Annotated in this window: 12 protein-coding genes and 1 pseudogene; 5 read left to right on the forward strand and 8 right to left on the reverse strand. The window is 73.4% G+C overall.

From position 1 onward, the window contains the following. Positions 1–73 precede the first annotated feature (73 nt). The gene (locus VMF51_RS12090) at positions 74–1,633 is read right to left on the reverse strand and encodes a long-chain fatty acid--CoA ligase (protein WP_325474686.1); all 1,560 of its coding nucleotides are present in this window, start codon (positions 1,631–1,633) and stop codon (positions 74–76) included. 207 nt (positions 1,634–1,840) lie between these two features. Here VMF51_RS12090 and VMF51_RS25875 point away from each other — a divergent pair. Continuing rightward, positions 1,841–2,434, forward strand: a pseudogene (locus tag VMF51_RS25875) (phosphatase PAP2 family protein); the annotation flags it as partial. Positions 2,435–2,464: 30 nt separating this feature from the next. Here the strand turns inward: VMF51_RS25875 and VMF51_RS25880 are convergent. Beyond that, complete coding sequence (locus VMF51_RS25880) at positions 2,465–2,872, reverse strand: SRPBCC family protein (RefSeq protein WP_414689464.1); 408 nt, start codon at positions 2,870–2,872, stop codon at positions 2,465–2,467. Continuing rightward, positions 2,872–3,756, reverse strand: a complete 885-nt coding sequence (locus tag VMF51_RS12100) for a phosphoribosylaminoimidazolesuccinocarboxamide synthase (RefSeq protein WP_325474688.1) — start codon at positions 3,754–3,756, stop codon at positions 2,872–2,874. Before VMF51_RS12100 ends, VMF51_RS25880 begins: the two co-directional genes overlap by 1 nt. Before the next feature lie 98 nt (positions 3,757–3,854). On the opposite strand from VMF51_RS12100, the gene VMF51_RS12105 reads away from it, so the two are divergent. Together VMF51_RS12105 and VMF51_RS12110 are read left to right on the forward strand one after the other, a co-directional pair. Then, entirely contained in the window at positions 3,855–8,138 is a 4,284-nt protein-coding gene (locus VMF51_RS12105) for a fibronectin type III domain-containing protein (RefSeq protein ID WP_325474689.1), read from the forward strand. 52 nt (positions 8,139–8,190) lie between these two features. Continuing rightward, positions 8,191–8,808: a hypothetical protein gene (locus VMF51_RS12110; RefSeq protein ID WP_325474690.1), complete on the forward strand. Its 618-nt coding sequence runs from the start codon at positions 8,191–8,193 to the stop codon at positions 8,806–8,808. A 12-nt stretch (positions 8,809–8,820) separates the two neighbouring features. Here VMF51_RS12110 and VMF51_RS12115 read toward each other — a convergent pair whose 3' ends face one another. Together VMF51_RS12115 and VMF51_RS12120 are read right to left on the reverse strand one after the other, a co-directional pair. Continuing rightward, complete coding sequence (locus tag VMF51_RS12115; RefSeq protein WP_325474691.1) at positions 8,821–9,405, reverse strand: antibiotic biosynthesis monooxygenase; 585 nt, start codon at positions 9,403–9,405, stop codon at positions 8,821–8,823. After that, positions 9,405–9,674, reverse strand: coding sequence for an acylphosphatase (locus tag VMF51_RS12120; protein ID WP_325474692.1), 270 nt, complete (start codon positions 9,672–9,674; stop codon positions 9,405–9,407). Before VMF51_RS12120 ends, VMF51_RS12115 begins: the two co-directional genes overlap by 1 nt. Positions 9,675–9,754: 80 nt before the next feature. Between VMF51_RS12120 and VMF51_RS12125 the strand changes: the two genes are divergently transcribed. Continuing rightward, a complete protein-coding gene (locus tag VMF51_RS12125) occupies positions 9,755–11,206 on the forward strand; it encodes an MFS transporter (protein ID WP_325474693.1) in 1,452 nt (483 codons plus the stop codon). A gap of 4 nt (positions 11,207–11,210) precedes the next feature. Here VMF51_RS12125 and purB read toward each other — a convergent pair whose 3' ends face one another. The 3 genes from purB to VMF51_RS12140 form a co-directional block, all read right to left on the reverse strand. Beyond that, entirely contained in the window at positions 11,211–12,629 is a 1,419-nt protein-coding gene (purB, locus tag VMF51_RS12130; RefSeq protein ID WP_414689463.1) for an adenylosuccinate lyase, read from the reverse strand. Positions 12,630–12,789: 160 nt separating this feature from the next. Next, positions 12,790–14,025 (reverse strand): phosphoribosylamine--glycine ligase, encoded by a 1,236-nt coding sequence (gene purD / locus VMF51_RS12135; RefSeq protein ID WP_325474695.1) that lies wholly within the window; start codon positions 14,023–14,025, stop codon positions 12,790–12,792. Positions 14,026–14,050: 25 nt separating this feature from the next. Beyond that, positions 14,051–15,349, reverse strand: a complete 1,299-nt coding sequence (locus VMF51_RS12140) for an adenylosuccinate synthase (protein ID WP_325474696.1) — start codon at positions 15,347–15,349, stop codon at positions 14,051–14,053. A gap of 147 nt (positions 15,350–15,496) precedes the next feature. Here VMF51_RS12140 and VMF51_RS12145 point away from each other — a divergent pair, with 147 nt between their 5' ends. After that, complete coding sequence (locus tag VMF51_RS12145; protein WP_325474697.1) at positions 15,497–16,408, forward strand: diacylglycerol/lipid kinase family protein; 912 nt, start codon at positions 15,497–15,499, stop codon at positions 16,406–16,408. Positions 16,409–16,512: the final 104 nt, after the last annotated feature.

Below are 16,512 nucleotides of genomic sequence, written 5' to 3' on the forward strand. Positions count from 1 at the left end.
CTCGGTCGCCGGCCGGGAGCGGGGGTCTCGACGGTCGCTCAGGACTCCGTCCTTCGCTGCTCGACCAACGGGGTCAGGTGAGCTCGCGCTTGAGGATCTTGCCGGTGGCGGTCATGGGGAGCTCGGGGACGATCTGGACCAGGCGGGGGTACTTGTACGCCGCCATCTGCTCCTTCCCCCACGCGACCAGCTCCGCGGGGGCGATGGAGGCGCCGTCGGCGAGGATGACGTACGCCTTGATCTCCTCGCCGTGGCTCTCGTGGGGTACGCCGACCACGGCGGCCAGCGAGACCGCGGGGTGGGTGAGCAGGACCTCCTCGATCTCGCGCGGGTACACGTTGTAGCCGCCGCGGATGATCATGTCCTTCGAGCGATCGACGATGTAGTACCAGCCGTCCTCGTCGCGGCGACCCAGGTCGCCGGAGCGGAACCAGCCGTCGCGGATCACCTCGGCGGTCGCCTCGGGCCGGCCGTAGTAGCCCTTCATGATGTTGTGGCCGCGGATCGCGATCTCGCCGATCGCGTCGGGGCTCCACTCGACCTCCTCCCAGCCGTCCTGCTGGAGCAGGGCCATCTCGACCCCGGGGATCGGGAGCCCGATCGAGCCGACGCGCACCGGCTCGCCGTACACGGAGAACGACGCGACGGGTGAGGTCTCGGAGAGGCCGTACCCCTCCAGGATCGTGACGCCGAAGCGGCGCTCGAAGTCGTGGTGCACCTCCACCGGCAGCGCGGCACCGCCGGAGACCGCGACCCGGAGGTTGCGCGCGATGGTCTCGACGTCGACCTCGGGGGTGAGCGCGCCGAGCAGGCCCCAGTACATGGTCGGCACGCCCGCGAAGAACGTCACGCGCTCCTTCAGCATCAGCTCCAGCGCCGGCCGGGCCTCGAAGCGCGGCAGCATCACGACGGTGCCGCCGAAGGCGAACGCGCCGTTCTGGATGACCGTCTGGCCGAAGGAGTGGAAGAGCGGGAGCACGCACAGGTAGGTGTCCGGCGACTCCGGGTCCGCACCGAAGAGCTCCTTGCTGGCCAGCGCGTTGTCGCGCATGTTGCGGTGCCGCAGCTCGGCGCCCTTGGGCTGGCCGGTGGTGCCGGAGGTGTAGAGGACCACGGCGGTGTCGTCCTCGTCGGTGGCCACGCTCTCGAAGGTCCCCGGCTGACCGGCCGCGGCCTGCATCAGCGTCTCGGTGCCCTCGATCGGGGACGGCGCCGCCGGGTCCGCGGTGATCACGAAGAAGTGCTCGCAGCCGGGGGCGTCGCGGAAGCCGGCGTACCCCTCCTCGCCGATGGGCAGCTCGGGGGTGCCCTGGAAGCAGACGTAGGCCTTCGCGTCCGAGTCGCCGAGGTGGTAGGCCACCTCGCGGCCCTTCAGCAGCACGTTCAGCGGTACGACGGCCGCCCCGGCCTTCAGGATGCCGAAGTAGACGATGGAGAAGTACGGCAGGTTCGGGCAGCTCAGCGCGACCTTGTCCCCGCGGCCGATGCCACGGGAGGTCAGCAGGTTGGCCACCAGGTTGGCGGCACCGTCGACCTGCGCGTAGGTGAGCCGGGTGTCGCCGAAGACGATCGCCTCGCGCTCGGGGTACCGCGCGGCGCTCCCTTCCAGCAGGCTCGAGAGGTTGAAGCTCACGGGTGACCTCCATCACGATCGGGTATGGCCAAACCTACGCGCTCCCCCGATGGGGTCTCGGGGTGCGACCCGGGGCGTCTCGGGGTCGGTCCGGATGCGCCCGGGCGCGCGTCCGGCCACGGTGTCGGTATGGCCTGGTCGACCGTCCTCCCCCGCTCCCGCCCCGTACCCGCCGCGGTGGTCGAGCTCGCGTCGGTGCTGGTCCTGATGGGCGCCTACAACCTCGGCCGGTTGCTGGCGACCGGCCGGGTCTCCTCGGCCGACGACAACGCGCACCGCATCCTCGACCTCCAGCACGCTCTGCGGCTGCCCTCCGAGGCCGTCCTGCAGGGGGCCGCGCTCGACGTGCACCACCTGGTCGGCCTCGCGGACCGCTACTACCTGCTGCACTTCCCGGTGACGATCGGCGTGCTGCTGTGGCTGTGGCGCCGCGACCGGGCGGCGTACCGCTGGACCAAGTGGGCGCTGGTGCTCGCGACCGGCGCCGCCATGGTCATCCACCTGCTGGTGCCCGTCACCCCGCCCCGGCTGCTCGCGGCGTCCGGCACCATCGACACCGGGCAGCAGGCCGGCGCGAGCGTGTACGACGGCTCCCCGGTCGCCGCCATCGCCAACGAGTACGCCGCCCTGCCGAGCCTGCACGTCGGCTGGGCGCTGCTGGTCGCGATCGTGCTCGTCGCGACGCTGCGCAGCCGGTGGCGCTGGCTGTGGCTGCTGCACCCCGTGCTGACGACGGTCACCGTGGTGGTGACCGGCAACCACTACCTGGTCGACGCGGTCGCCGGCGCCGCCCTCGTGGTCCTCGCCCTGGTGCTCACCCGGCGGGTGCGGTCAGGAGCGTCCCTCGAGGAGTCGGGCGGCGCGGCGCAGGTCGGCGCGGACGGCGTACGGCGCGAGGACGGAGAGCAGGAGCGCGAGCGGGCGGGCCGGGCCGGCGGCGCGCAGGGTCATCGTGGGCTCGACCACGCAACCGCCGGGAGCCGGCGCGAGCTCGAGCGTGAGCTCGGCCGAGAATCCCCGCCAGGTGCCGCGCTCGGTCCAGCGGTGCGGACGGTCGAGCTCGGTGGTCCGCATCTGCGGCCGCAGGCCCGGGACGGTGACGTCGACCCAGGTCTGACCCACGGCCGGTCCGGGCGCGACGTCCTCGACCCGCGTCAGGCTGGACTGCCACGCGGGCCGGTTCCGCGGCTCGACCAGGTAGTCGAAGACCACCTCGGCCGGCGCCGCGACGTACGTCATCAGAACGACAGGCCGGTGAGCAGCTCGTAGGCCTCGACGTAGCGGGCGCGGGTGCGCTCGACGACCTCGGCGGGCAGGACCGGCGGCGCCTCGCCCGAGGTGCGGTCCCAGCCGGACTCCGGCGAGGTCAGCCAGCCGCGCACGACGTCCTTGTCGAAGGACGGCTGCGGAGCGCCGGGCGCCCACCGGTCGAGCGGCCAGAAGCGCGAGGAGTCGGGGGTCAGCACCTCGTCGGCGAGCACGGTGGTGCCGTCGGCGCGACGCCCGAACTCGAACTTCGTGTCGGCGAGGATGATGCCGCGCTCGCGCGCGAGGTCCTCGGCGCGGGAGTAGACGGTGAGGGTCAGGTCGCGCAGCCGCTCGGCCGCGTCCGCGCCGACCTCCGCGACGACGGCGTCGAAGGAGACGTTCTCGTCGTGGTCGCCGACCGCGGCCTTGGTGGCGGGCGTGAAGATCGCCTCCGGGAGCCGGCTCCCGTCGACCAGGCCGCCGGGCAGCGCGATGCCGCAGACCTCGCCGGACTCGTCGTACTCGCGCAGGCCGGAGCCGGTGAGGTAGCCGCGGGCCACGCACTCGACCGGGAACATCTCCAGCCGCTCGCAGACCACCGCCCGGCCGCGCACGGCGTCGGGGACGTCGGTGGAGACCACGTGGTTGTCGACGACGTCGCGCAGCTGGTCGAACCACCACAGCGACATCCGGGTCAGGATCTCGCCCTTGTCGGGGATCGTCGTGTCGAGGACGAAGTCGTACGCGGAGATCCGGTCGCTGGCGACCATCAGCAGGTCACCGGAGTCGAGCACGTAGAGGTCGCGCACCTTGCCGGAGTGCAGGTGCTGCGCTCCGGGGATCGCGGGGGCGGCGGGGATGTTCAGGTCGGCCACGGCGTCAGCCTAGATCGGCGCTCCGACAGGAATCCTCCCGGGCACACGGGACGCCGCGCCCTGATCCTCAGGACGCCGGGCGCACCAGCCTCCGGTGCATGCTCAGCCGTCGTACGTGGTCCTCGCTCCTCGCCCTCGCCGCCCTCCTCCTCGGCCTGATCCTGGGCGGGCCGCCCGGTCCCGCCGGGGCGGCCCCGGCAGCGGCGGCCGCGCCCGACTGCGGCTGCGCCGAGACCGGCCCGTACGAGGAGCCCGGCGGGCTGAGGCAGCCGTACGTCGGCGGCGACGGGTCGTCGGCCTCCTCCGAGGCCAAGTACCGGATCGAGGCCGGTGGCACGTTCCCGTCGGTCAGCCTCGCCGTCCGCCGGACGACCGGCGGCACGGTGACGACGGTCCACACCTCGCACACCAACTGGGGCTTCAGCCCGGACCAGGACCGCCTGGTGACCTGGCGCGTGAACGCGCCGAACCTGGAGGTCGCGATGTACGACCTCGCGAGCTCGCGGCCCGGCACCCCGGTGCTGACGCGGACCGTCACGACCGGTGACGCCCGGATCGCGTTCTCCTCGGGCGGTCGCTGGCTGAGCCTGACCTCGATGGTCACCAACACCACGAACCAGGCGCGCATCGAGATCGTCGGCGCGACCAGCGGCGACGCGGCGTACACGACGACGTTCTCCTTCTTCGTGGCGCCGGCGGGCCAGCGGTTCGGCGAGGCGGGCTGGGGCTTCTCGCCGGACGAGGGACGGTTCTTCCACGCCCACACCAGCGCGGCCCAGCAGGCCCAGCTCACCCTCGTCGACCTCGACGCCGAGGAGCGCACCTGGTCGGCGACGATGTCCGGCACCGGGCACTGGCACTTCAGCCCCTGCGGCACCAAGCTCGCGGTCGTCGAGCAGACCGGCGCCGGCCAGATGCGCACCCGCCTGGTCGACACGGCCAGCGGCGACGTCGACGCCACCCGGACCGACCCGGTCTCCGGGATCGCCTTCTCGGCCGCGCCGAACGGCCACCTCGCGACCATCGGCGGCACCTCGCACGTGCTGGCCCCCAACCCGCCGAACGACTGCCCCGACGAGGAGGCACCGACCTGGCCGTCGAGCACGACCCTGACGGCCGACCAGGTCGGACGACGCTCGCTCACCCTGAACTGGTCCGCCGCTTCCGACGACCGGGCCGTCACGGGCTACCGGGTCTACCGCGGGGCGACCCTCGTCGACACGGTCACCGAGCGGACACTGAAGGTCACCGGGCTGGCCGCGGACACGGCGTACACGTTCCGGGTCGAGGCGGGCGACGCGGCGGGCAACTGGAGCACCGGCGGCCCCACCGTGCAGACGCGCACCGCCGCCGGCCTGCCGACCTGGCCGGACCGGTGGGTCGGGGCCGACCGGATCACCAACTCGACGGCGCGGCTGCGCTGGGCGGCGGCGGACGACGAGGACGGCATCGCCCAGTACCGGATCCTGGTCGACGGCACCCAGGTCGCCACCACCGACGGGGAGACCCGGACCCACCGGCTGACCGGGCTGGACGCCGATACGTCGTACGACGTGCGCGTCGAGGCGCGCAACGGGATCGGGGGCGTGAGCACCACGGGCCCGACCCGGACCTTCGTCACCGCGGACACCACGGTCCTGGACGTGCCCGAGGTCAGCGGGACCGTCTACCTCGACGCGAACGACAACGGCCGGCGCGACGAGGGCGAGGGTCCGGCGGTCGTCACCACGGGCTGGGGCTACTCGGTGACCCTGATCCGGGTCGACGGCGAGACCGAGAAGTTCGAGTGGTCCGACGACGCCACCGGCGCGTGGGACGCGCACGACGTCCCGGACGGGACCTACTGGGCCTCGTTCGCCGTGGTCGACGAGGAGATCCAGCGGACCGTCCAGAGCGCGCCGCGCGACAACCAGCCGTACCTGGTCGAGGTCGTCGACGGCCGGGGCGTCGGCCGGGTGGACTTCGGGGTCAGACCGGGGCAGCTGGGGCAGACCGGGAGCGCCAGCGTGTACGGGACCGTCTTCGTCGACGGCGACCTCGACGGCGTGCGCGACGAGGGCGAGCCCGGCTACGGCCACACCGCCATCCAGTGCTGGGCCCGTCCCCACATGTCGCGCGCCTGCACCCTGGCGGCGGCCTGGTCCGACCAGGACGGGCGCTACGAGCTCGGCGACCGCGCCCCCGGGCACTACGAGATCGCCACCTCCATGATGCCGAGCGACTGGCACCTGACGTCGGTGACGCGACCCGTGGTCCTCGCCTCCCGCGAGAGGGTCCGGTACGACATCGGCGTCGTGCAGGGCACGAGCACCCTGAACGGCGTCCTGTTCCGCGACGACGACGCCGACGGCGCGCGCGACGCCGGGGAGCCGACCCACCGCGGCACGATCTGCCTGCAGTACGGCTTCGGCTACCGGTCCGAGCGCTGCGCCTACCCGGAGGACGACGGGATCTGGAGCTTCGAGAAGGTGCCCCCGGGCCGGCACACGCTGCGGCCCATCGGCCCGGGTCCGGGCTGGCAGGTGACCGCCGGCACCTCCACCACCGTCGACGTCGCGGCCGACTCCACGTACGACGTGCTGTTCGGTGTCGACGGACCCGACGGCCTCGCGACCGGGACGGTCTTCGTCGACCGTGACCGCGACGGCACGCGGGACGCGGGCGAGCCCGGCCTGCCGCGCATCGTCTACTGCATGCAGGGACCCGCCGGGGAGTCCTGCGGAGGCACCTCGCGCGACCTGCCCGAGACCCCCGAGGTGGACGAGCGCGGGAGCTACGACCGGCCGTACCTCGCTCCCGGCGAGCACACGGTGACGCTGCCCGACGGCCTCGAGGCCAGCGTTCCGGAGACCCTCGAGTTCACGATCGGCGAGGACGAGCACCTGCACCACGACATCGCGGTGGCGCCCGGACCGCCGGCGGTCCCCCGCTCGGTGGACTCCGCGCCCGCTCCCGGCGCGAGCGTCCGGCTGACGTGGACGGCGCCCGAGCACGACGGCGGCGCCGCGCTGACCGACTACGTCGTCGAGCACGCCCTCGTCACGGACGACGAGGCCGGCCCGTGGACGACGGCCACCGAACCCGTGGCGTCGACGACCGGCGCCGTCATCAGCGACCTCACGGTCGGGCGGCGGTACGCCTTCCGGGTCGCCGCCGTCAACGAGCACGGCCGGGGGCCGTGGACGGAGCCGGTCGAGGAGGTCGTGATCGGCGTGCCGTCCGCGCCGACCGGTCTGACGGCCGAGCCGGACGGACCGGGCAGCGTCGGGCTGGGCTGGTCCGAGCCGGACGACCTCGCCGGCGGGCGGGTCGCGGCCTACCTGGTCCAGCACCGCGTGGACGGCGGCGAGTGGACCACGTCCGACGACGAGGACGACGAGACGAGTCGGACGGTCGCGGGCCTGCCGGGCGCCACCACCCAGGAGTTCCGGGTGGCCGCGCTGACCCAGGGCGGGCAGGGACCGTGGAGCGAGCCCGCGAGCGCGGTGGTGCCGGACAGCGCCCCGACCGCACCGCGGACCCCGACCGCCACGGCGACCGCCGACGGCACCGTGGCCCTCGCGTGGACCGCACCCGAGCACCCGGGCGGCCCGGCCGTGACCGACTACGTCGTCGAGCGCGCCGACGCGACCACGGGGCCGTGGGAGCCGGTCGCCGACGAGGAGGGCGACGCGCTCACCCACACCCTGACCGGCCTGGACGCGGGCAGCACCCACCACTACCGCGTCGCGGCCGTGAACGAGATCGGCCAGGGACCGTGGAGCCCGGTCGCGAGCGCCACGGTGCCCGAGCCGGTCGTCGCCCCCTCGGCACCCCTCGGCCTCACCGCCGGGGCCGGGGTCGGGAAGGCGTCCCTGACGTGGCGCGCCCCCGCCGAGGCCGGCAGCGCGCCGCTCACCGGGTACGTCGTCCAGCAGTCCCGCGAGGGCGGACCGTGGACGGCCGTCGGCCGGGTGACGGCACCGCAGCTGGTCGTCAGCGGACTCACGGGCGGGGCGGCGTACCGCTTCCGGGTGGCGGCGGTGAGCGACGCCGGCACCGGTGCCTGGAGCGCCGAGGTCCGCGTCGTGCCGGACTCCCCCGTCAAGCCGGTCACCCGGCCGAGCGCGCCGCGCGGGCTGCGGGCCGACGCGTCCCGCGGTCATGGCCAGGTCCGGCTCGCCTGGAAGGTCCCGGCCGCGACCGGAGGCGCGCGGGTGACCGACTACGTCGTCCAACGGCGGGTCGGCAACCGGTGGCGTACCGTCGCGGACGGCCGGGGCGCCAGGCTCACCGCCACCGTCCGGAAGCTCGCCGTGGGACGGGCGACGCTCCGCGTGGCCGCGGTGAACCTGGCCGGGCAGGGTCCCTGGGCGACCGTGCGCGTGCGGGTGCGCCGGTGAGGACCACCGGCTGCTCGTTGGCCGGCGGCTGCCGACCTGCGACCCTGGCCTCGTGGCTGAGTCAGCGGAAGAGGTCTACGCCCGGGTCGTCGCCGCGGTCGGGGAGGGCGGACGTCTGCCGCTGCCCTCCCTGGGCGAGTGGGACGTGTTCCCCTGGGAGGCGGTGAGCGACCGGGTCGTGCCGAAGGTCCTCCAGGAGCCGGCGGACGAGCCGCCGCGCTGGGGCGAGTCGGACGAGAAGCCGTGCGGGAGCTGCCGGGGCTTCGACCCCGACCGGGTGGTGTGGGAGGACGAGCGCTGGGTGCTGACCCACCAGGGCGCCCCGTCCGGGCTGCCGCTGGTCGTCGTGCTGCACACGCGTGAGCACCTCGACATGTCCGACCTCGGGGACGACCTCGCCTCCGAGCTGGGCCGGATCACCGTCCGGCTGACCCGGATCGTCGGCAGCCTCCCGAACATCGGCCGCGTGCACGTCGACCGCTGGGGCGACGGCAGCGCGCACTTCCACCTCTGGTTCTTCGCCCGGACCGCCCGGCTCGGCCAGGTGCTCGGTTCGTACGCCGTGGAGTGGGACGCCGTGCTCCCGCCCGGACCCGAGGACGTCTGGCGCGCCGACCTGCACACCGTGGGGACCAAGCTCGCCAACTGGGGCGGGCACGCGCGGGCCTAGTCCTCGCTGCATCTAGCGCGGCCGGCGCCACGGGGCCGGGCGGCCGTGCAGCCACCACTCCATCCGCCGGGTGATCCACGGCAGCGCGGCGTACGTCATCACCGGCGTCATCACCGCGATCGTCACGAAGACGCGCAGCGGCAGCGGCCAGTCGGGGATCAGCCGGCTGGTGAGCACGTTGACCACCAGGCTGAGCGGGAAGAAGACCAGGAAGATCACGCTCGCCTGCTTCCAGCGCGGCGGCGCGGGCGGGACCGGGCGGAGGTCCTCGACGTCGCGGGTGGCCGGCGGGTCGAACCAGCCCTCGATGCCGGTCCGCCGCTCGACCCGGGACTCGACGATCCCCAGGCCGGTCGCCGAGGAGCGCCACCACTGCCGTTCGTGCGACTGCTCCCAGGCGAGCAGGGAGTCGTGGTCGGCGAACCGGTAGAGCATGTGCCACTCGGTCGACCCGGCCTCGGGGCGCACCCAGCCGGAGCCGAGGAACCCGGGGAACTGCTGGGCGAGCGTGGTCCCCGCCTGCAGCCAGCTGAGCATCTCGGGATCGTGTCCCGGCTCGAGGTGGCGGGTGATCGCGACGGTCACGGGCTCGCCCATCAGCGCACCTCGAACCGGGGCGCGCCGGTCACGTCGCCGGCCCGGACGTCGACGCCGCTCACCCGGGCGTACGACGGCCCGCTGCGGCACCACGCGACCAGTTCGCGCACGGCGTCCTCGTCACCCTCGAAGTGGCCCGCGACCGAGCCGTCCGGCTCGTTGCGGACCCACCCGGTCACGCCGAGCCGGCGGGCCTCGGCCTCGGTGTACATCCGGAACGAGACGCCCTGCACCCGGCCGGTCACGAGGACGTCGACGGCGGTGGTCATGTCCCCATCATCACGCGGCCGGCCCGCTGCTTTCGAGACGGCCGTCCGATGCGTCCCGGGGATCGGGGTACAACGGTCGGGTGAGCGAGCACGTCGTCGACGACCGACCCCGGCAGTCGTCGGACCCGGCGTACCGGCCCCATCCACGACGGTGGCGGATCCTCTGCGTCTCGCTCGTCGTCGGCTTCATGTCCCTGCTCGACGTCTCGATCGTCAACGTGGCGATCCCGTCGATGCGCGAGGGTCTGCACACCTCGGCCGCGACGATCCAGTGGGTGGTCTCGGGCTACACGTTGGCCTTCGGGCTGACGCTGGTCGCGGGCGGCCGGCTCGGGGACGCCTACGGCCGCCGCCGGATGATGCTGATCGGCCTGGCCGGCTTCACGCTGGCCAGCGCGGCGGTCGGCCTGGCTCCGAACGCCGCCCTCGTGGTCCTCGCACGGCTGCTGCAGGGGGCCTTCGCCGGCCTGCTCACCCCGCAGAACTCCGGCCTGATCCAGCAGCTCTTCCGGGGCCGGGAGCGCGCGCGTGCGTTCGGGCTCTTCGGGCTCACCGTCTCGGTGGCGTCGGCGACCGGTCCGGTGATCGGCGGGCTGATCATCGCGCTCGCGGGCGAGGAGGACGGCTGGCGCTGGCTGTTCCTCATCAACGTGCCGATCGGGCTGGTGGCGGCCCTCGCCGTGCTGCGGATGGTCCCGAAGCGGCGGCCCGACCCGGAGCCGGCCGACCACCGGATCGACGTACCCGGCGCGGTGCTGCTGGGGCTGTGCGTGCTCTGCCTGCTCTACCCCGTCGTCTCGGTCGAGGGTGGGGAGCGGCTGCCGCTGCTGCTGCTCGTCGGCGTCCCGCTGTTCGGCTGGGCGTTCGTCGCGTGGGAGCGTCGTACGACGAGCCGCGGCCACCCGCCGCTGCTGGACCTCCGGCTGCTGCGGACGCTGCCCGGCTACCTCAACGGGCTGGCGATCGGCGCGCTGTACTTCACCGGCTTCACCGGGTTGCTGCTGGTGATCTCGATCCACCTGCAGGAGTCGCTCGGGCTCACGGCGCTGCAGGCAGGCCTGGCGATCATGCCGTTCGCGGTCGGATCGGCGATCAGCGCGCCGCTGGCCGGCCGGTTCGTCTCGGACGCGGGCCGCCGGCTGACCGTCGGCGCGCTCGCGGTGATGATCATCGGCGTCGTCCTGGTCGCCCTGCTCGCGCCCGGACGCGACCCCATCTGGCCCTGGCTGCTGCCGACCCTGCTGCTCACCGGACTCGGCGCCGGCGCGGTGGTCTCCCCGAACCTGACGCTCACCCTCGCCGAGGTCCCGCCCCGGATGGGCGGCGCCGCCGGCGGCGCCCTGCAGACCGGTCAGCGGATCGGCGCCTCGATCGGGGCCGCCCTGCTCGTCACCGTCTACCAGGTCACCGCCGACTCGATGTCCACCGACACCGCCCTCCGCGCCGCCCTGCTCACCGGCGCCGGGCTGGTGCTGCTGGCGCTGGCGATGGCGGTGCGGGCGATGCGTCAGTCCACCCGCGCTGCGACCTAGGAACCTAGAGGATCTCGCCCGGGGAGTACGCCGCCGCCTCGGGGTAGCGAGCGGTCACGTCCGCGACCCGCCGTACGACGGCCTGCACCTGGTCGACGGCCGCGCCGGTGAAGGTGATCGGCTCGGAGACGAGCGAGGCCAGCTGGTCGGCGGTCAGGCCGAGCCGGTCGTCGGCGGCGAGGCGGGCGAAGACGTCGTTCTCCGCCTGCCCCTGGCGCATGTCGAGGGCCGTGCCGACGGCGGCCTCCTTGATCGCCTCGTGGGCGGACTCGCGGCCGACGCCGTTGCGGACCGCGGCCATCAGCACCTTGGTGGTGGCCAGGAACGGCAGGTAGCGGTCCAGCTCGCGCTGGATCACCGCGGGGAAGGCACCGAACTCGTCGAGCACGGTCAGGAAGGTCTGGAACAGCCCGTCGGTGGCGAAGAACGCGTCGGGCAGCGCGACCCGGCGTACGACCGAGTCGGAGACGTCGCCCTCGTTCCACTGGTCGCCGGCGAGCTCGCCGACCATGGAGACGTAGCCGCGGACGACCACCGCGAGGCCGTTGACCCGCTCGCAGGAGCGGCTGTTCATCTTGTGCGGCATCGCCGAGGAGCCGACCTGGCCCTCCTTGAAGCCCTCGGTGACGACCTCGTTGCCGGCCATCAGCCGGACCGTCGTGGCCAGGTTGGACGGACCGGCGACCAGCTGCGCGAGCGCGGTGACGACGTCGTAGTCGAGCGAGCGGGGGTAGACCTGGCCGACGCTGGTCAGCACCCGGTCGAAGCCGAGGTGGGCGGCGACCCGCTGCTCCAGCTCGGCCAGCTTCGTGCCGTCGCCCTCGAGCAGGTCGAGCATGTCCTGGGCGGTGCCCATCGGGCCCTTGATGCCGCGCAGCGGGTAGCGGCCGAGCAGGTCCTCGATCCGTTCCAGCGCGATCAGCATCTCGTCGGCGACGGTCGCGAAGCGCTTGCCGAGGGTCGTCGCCTGCGCGGCGACGTTGTGGCTGCGGCCGGCCATCACGGTGGTCTCGTGCTCGGCGGCGAGCCGCGCCAGGCGGGCCAGGGTGGCGACGGCGCGGTCCCGGAGCAGCGCGAGGGACTGCTTGATCTGCAGCTGCTCGACGTTCTCGGTGAGGTCGCGCGAGGTCATCCCCTTGTGGATGTGCTCGTGGCCGGCCAGGTCCGCGAACTCCTCGATCCGGGCCTTCACGTCGTGCCGGGTGATCCGCTCGCGCGCCGCGATGCTGGCCAGGTCGACCTGGTCGACGACCTTCTCGTACGCCTCGACGACCCCGTCCGGCACCTCGATCCCGAGGTCGCGCTGGGCCTTCAGCACCGCGATCCAGAGCTGCCGCTCCAGGACGATCTTGTGCTCGGGCGACCAGATGGCCGCGAGGTCGGCTCCGGCGTACCGGGTGGCGAGGACGTTGGGAACGGTCACGATCGTCGATTCTCCCATGACGGCACACCCGGTCCGCGCCGTGCGGGCTGGCGTGGGCGGGCTGCGCCACGGCCGCAATTGCGGCCTTGGGGCAGACTGACGGCGCTCCGGCCTGTCCAACGGCTGCAATTGCGGCGGTTGGGCGACGGTCGCCGGTCCCTCAGACGTTCGCGGCGATGTCCGTCCGGTGCTGCTCCCCGGGGAACTCGATCCGCGCGACCCCGGCGTACGCCGACTCGCGGGCGGCGGCGACGTCCGTGCCCCGGCCGACGACGGCGAGGACGCGGCCGCCGGCGGTGACGAGGTGGCCGTCCGAGAGCGCCGTGCCGGCCTGGATCACGTGGACGCCGGAGAGGGCCTCGGCGGCGTCGACGCCGGTGATGACGTCGCCCTTGCTGGCGGTCTCCGGGTAGCCCTTGCTGGCGAGGACGACGCCGACGGCCGCGCCCGGCTTCCACGCGGGCGGCGGGACCTCGGCGAGGGTGCCGGTCGCAGCGCCGAGCAGCAGCGGGCTGAGCGGGCTGTCGAGCAGCGCGAGCAGCGGCTGGGTCTCGGGGTCGCCGAAGCGGGCGTTGAACTCCACCACCCGCACGCCCTGCGAGGTGAGCGCGAGGCCGGCGTACAGCAGGCCCGCGAACGGGGCGCCGCGGCGGGCCATCTCGTCGACGGTCGGCTGCAGGACCGTCGCGAGGACCTCCTCGACGAGACCGTCGGGCGCCCACGGGAGCGGCGTGTAGGCGCCCATGCCGCCGGTGTTCGGGCCGGCGTCGCCGTCGAAGATCCGCTTGAAGTCCTGGGCCGGCTGCAGCGGGTAGACCGTGCGGCCGTCGGTGATCGCGAAGAGCGAGACCTCGGGACCGTCGAGGTACTCCTCGACCAGCACCCGCTCGCACTGCGCCGCGTGGTCGAGCGCCGCCTGCCGGTCGTCGGTGACGACGACGCCCTTGCCGGCGGCCAGGCCGTCGTCCTTCACGACGTACGGCGCGCCGTACTCGTCCAGGGCGGCCGCCACCTGCTCGGGGGTGGTGCAGGTGCGCGCGGCGGCGGTGGGTACGCCGGCCGCGGCCATCACGTCCTTCGCGAACGCCTTGGAGCCCTCCAGCCGGGCCGCCGACGCGGTCGGACCGAAGACCGGGATCCCGCGAGTGGTCACGGCGTCCGCGACGCCGGCGACCAGGGGCGCCTCGGGACCCACGACCACCAGGTCGACGCCGAGGTCGAGGGCCAGCGCCGCGACCGCCTCGCCGTCCATCGGGTCGACGTCGTGCAGGGTCGCCACGGCGGCGATGCCGGGGTTGCCGGGTGCGGCGTGCACCTCGCTCACCCCCGGGTCGCGGGAGAGGGCACGGGCGAGGGCGTGTTCGCGGCCACCGGTGCCGATCACGAGCGTCTTCACGGGCTGAGAGCCTAGAGGACCCGGTTCAGACCAGCTCGTGGCGCACGATGGTCGCCGCCCGCGAGGGGCCGACACCGACGACCGAGATCCGGGCGCCCGACATCTTCTCGACGGCCAGGACGTAGTCCTGCGCGTTCTTCGGGAGCTCCTCGAAGGTGCGCGCCTCGCTGATGTCCTCCCACCAGCCGGGGAAGTACTCGTAGATCGGCGTCGCGTGGTGGAAGTCGCTCTGGTTGACCGGCATCTCGTCGTGACGCACGCCGTTGACGTCGTACGCCACGCAGACCGGGACCTGCTCCAGGCCGGTCAGCACGTCGAGCTTGGTGAGCACGTAGTCGGTGACGCCGTTGACGCGGGCGGCGTACCGGGCGATCACGGCGTCGAACCAGCCGCAACGGCGCGGCCGGCCGGTGGTGGTGCCGTACTCGGCGCCGACCTTCGCGAGGTGCGCGCCGAAGTCGTCGAACAGCTCGGTCGGGAAGGGACCCTCGCCGACGCGGGTGGTGTACGCCTTCACGATGCCGATCACCCGGTCCAGGCGCGCCGGCGGGATGCCGGAGCCGGTGCAGGCGCCGCCGGAGGTGGCCGACGAGGAGGTCACGAAGGGGTACGTGCCGTGGTCGACGTCGAGCAGCGTCGCCTGGCCGCCCTCGAGGAGGACGACTTCGTCGCGGTCGAGGGCCTGGTTGAGGAACAGCCCGGTGTCGCAGACCATCGGACGGAGGCGGTCGGCGTACTCGAGGAGCTCCTCGACGACCGCCTCGACGGTGGCGGCACGGCGGTTGTAGATCTTGGAGAGCACCTGGTTCTTCAGCTCCAGGACGCCCTCGACCTTCTGGGTGAGGATCTTCTCGTCGAAGATGTCCTGGACCCGGATGCCGACCCGGTTCATCTTGTCGGCGTACGTCGGGCCGATGCCACGGCCGGTCGTCCCGAGGCGGCGGCTGCCGAGGAAGCGCTCGGTGACCTTGTCGAGCGCCCGGTTGTAGCTGGCGATGACGTGGGCGTTCGCGCTGACCTTGAGGCGGCTGGTGTCGACCCCGCGGGCCTCCAGCGCGTCGAGCTCCTGGAACAGCACCTCGATGTCGATCACCACGCCGTTGCCGATCACGGGCACGACGTTGGGGCTCAGGATGCCGCTCGGCAGCAGGTGCAGGGCGTACTTCTCCCGCTTGCCGTCGGGGGTGTCGATGACCACCGTGTGGCCGGCGTTGTTGCCGCCGTTGAACTTCACGACGTGGTCGACGCGGCTGCCGAGCAGGTCGGTCGCCTTGCCCTTCCCCTCGTCACCCCACTGGGCTCCGATGATGGCGATGGCGGGCATGAGCACTCCTCATTCACGCGGTAGTCACGCTGTGTTCGTCTCGGACAAACAAAAAAACCCCGGCAACAGCGCACCGGGGCTCTTGCGACGTCACGCTACCAAACGAAGGACCTGCGGCCTCACGGGCCGCGGGATATGGTCCGCCGCGTGGACCCCCTCCTCGTCATCACCAACAGCGACGCCGGGACCTCCGACGAGGAGACGCTCGGGCGCGCACTCTCCGTGCTGCGCGAGCGGGTCTCGGTCGAGGTGGTCGGTACGTCGAACCCCGGCGAGCTCGACGGCGCGCTGACCCGGGCCGGATCGCGGCGGATCGTGGTCGCCGGCGGCGACGGGAGCTTCCACGCCGTGGTGTCGGCGCTGCACCGGCGCAACGACCTGGCCGGCACGGTGCTGGGCCTGCTGCCCCTCGGCACCGGCAACGACTTCGCCCGGGGCAACGGCATCCCGCTCGACGTCGAGGACGCCGCGCGGGTCGTGCTCGAGGGGAAGGTCGCGCCGATGGACCTGATCGTCGACGAGGTCGGCGAGGTGGTCGTCAACAGCGTGCACGCCGGCGCCGGCGCCCAGGCCAGCCGCCGCGGTGCGCGTTGGAAGACGCGGCTGCACGCCGTCGGCTTCGGCAAGGCCAACCTCGGCAAGCTGGGCTACCCCATCGGGGCGGCGCTGGCCGCCGTCAAGCCGCCGTTCGTGCGGGTCCGGGTCGAGGTCGACGGCGAGGTCGTCTCCGACTTCGACCGCCCGGTGCTGATGGTCGCCGTCGGCAACGGCTCCTCCGTCGGCGGCGGCACCGAGCTCACCCCCGACGCCGACCCCGGCGACGGCAAGGTCGACGTGATGGTCTCCCGGGCCATCGGCCCGCTGGCGCGGTTCGGGTACGTCGCCCAGCTCGTCCGCGGGACGCACACCGAGCGCGACGACGTGATCGAGCGCCGCGGCTCCACGGTCTCGGTCCGGGGCGAGGAGTTCTGGTGCAGCGCCGACGGCGAGATCTACGGCCCCGAGCGCTCCCGCACCTGGCGCGTCGAGCCCGCGGCGTACTCCCTGATCCGCCCCTGACCGTCCCGCTGGTCGAGCCGGTGGTCGACCCGGTGGTCGACCCGGCGGTCGAGCAGCGAAGGACGAAGTCCTGAGCGCCCGTCGAGACCCCGCAAACCCGAAAA

Origin of the sequence: Nocardioides sp. (genome assembly GCF_035503875.1) — a bacterium.
GTDB lineage: Bacteria > Actinomycetota > Actinomycetes > Propionibacteriales > Nocardioidaceae > Nocardioides.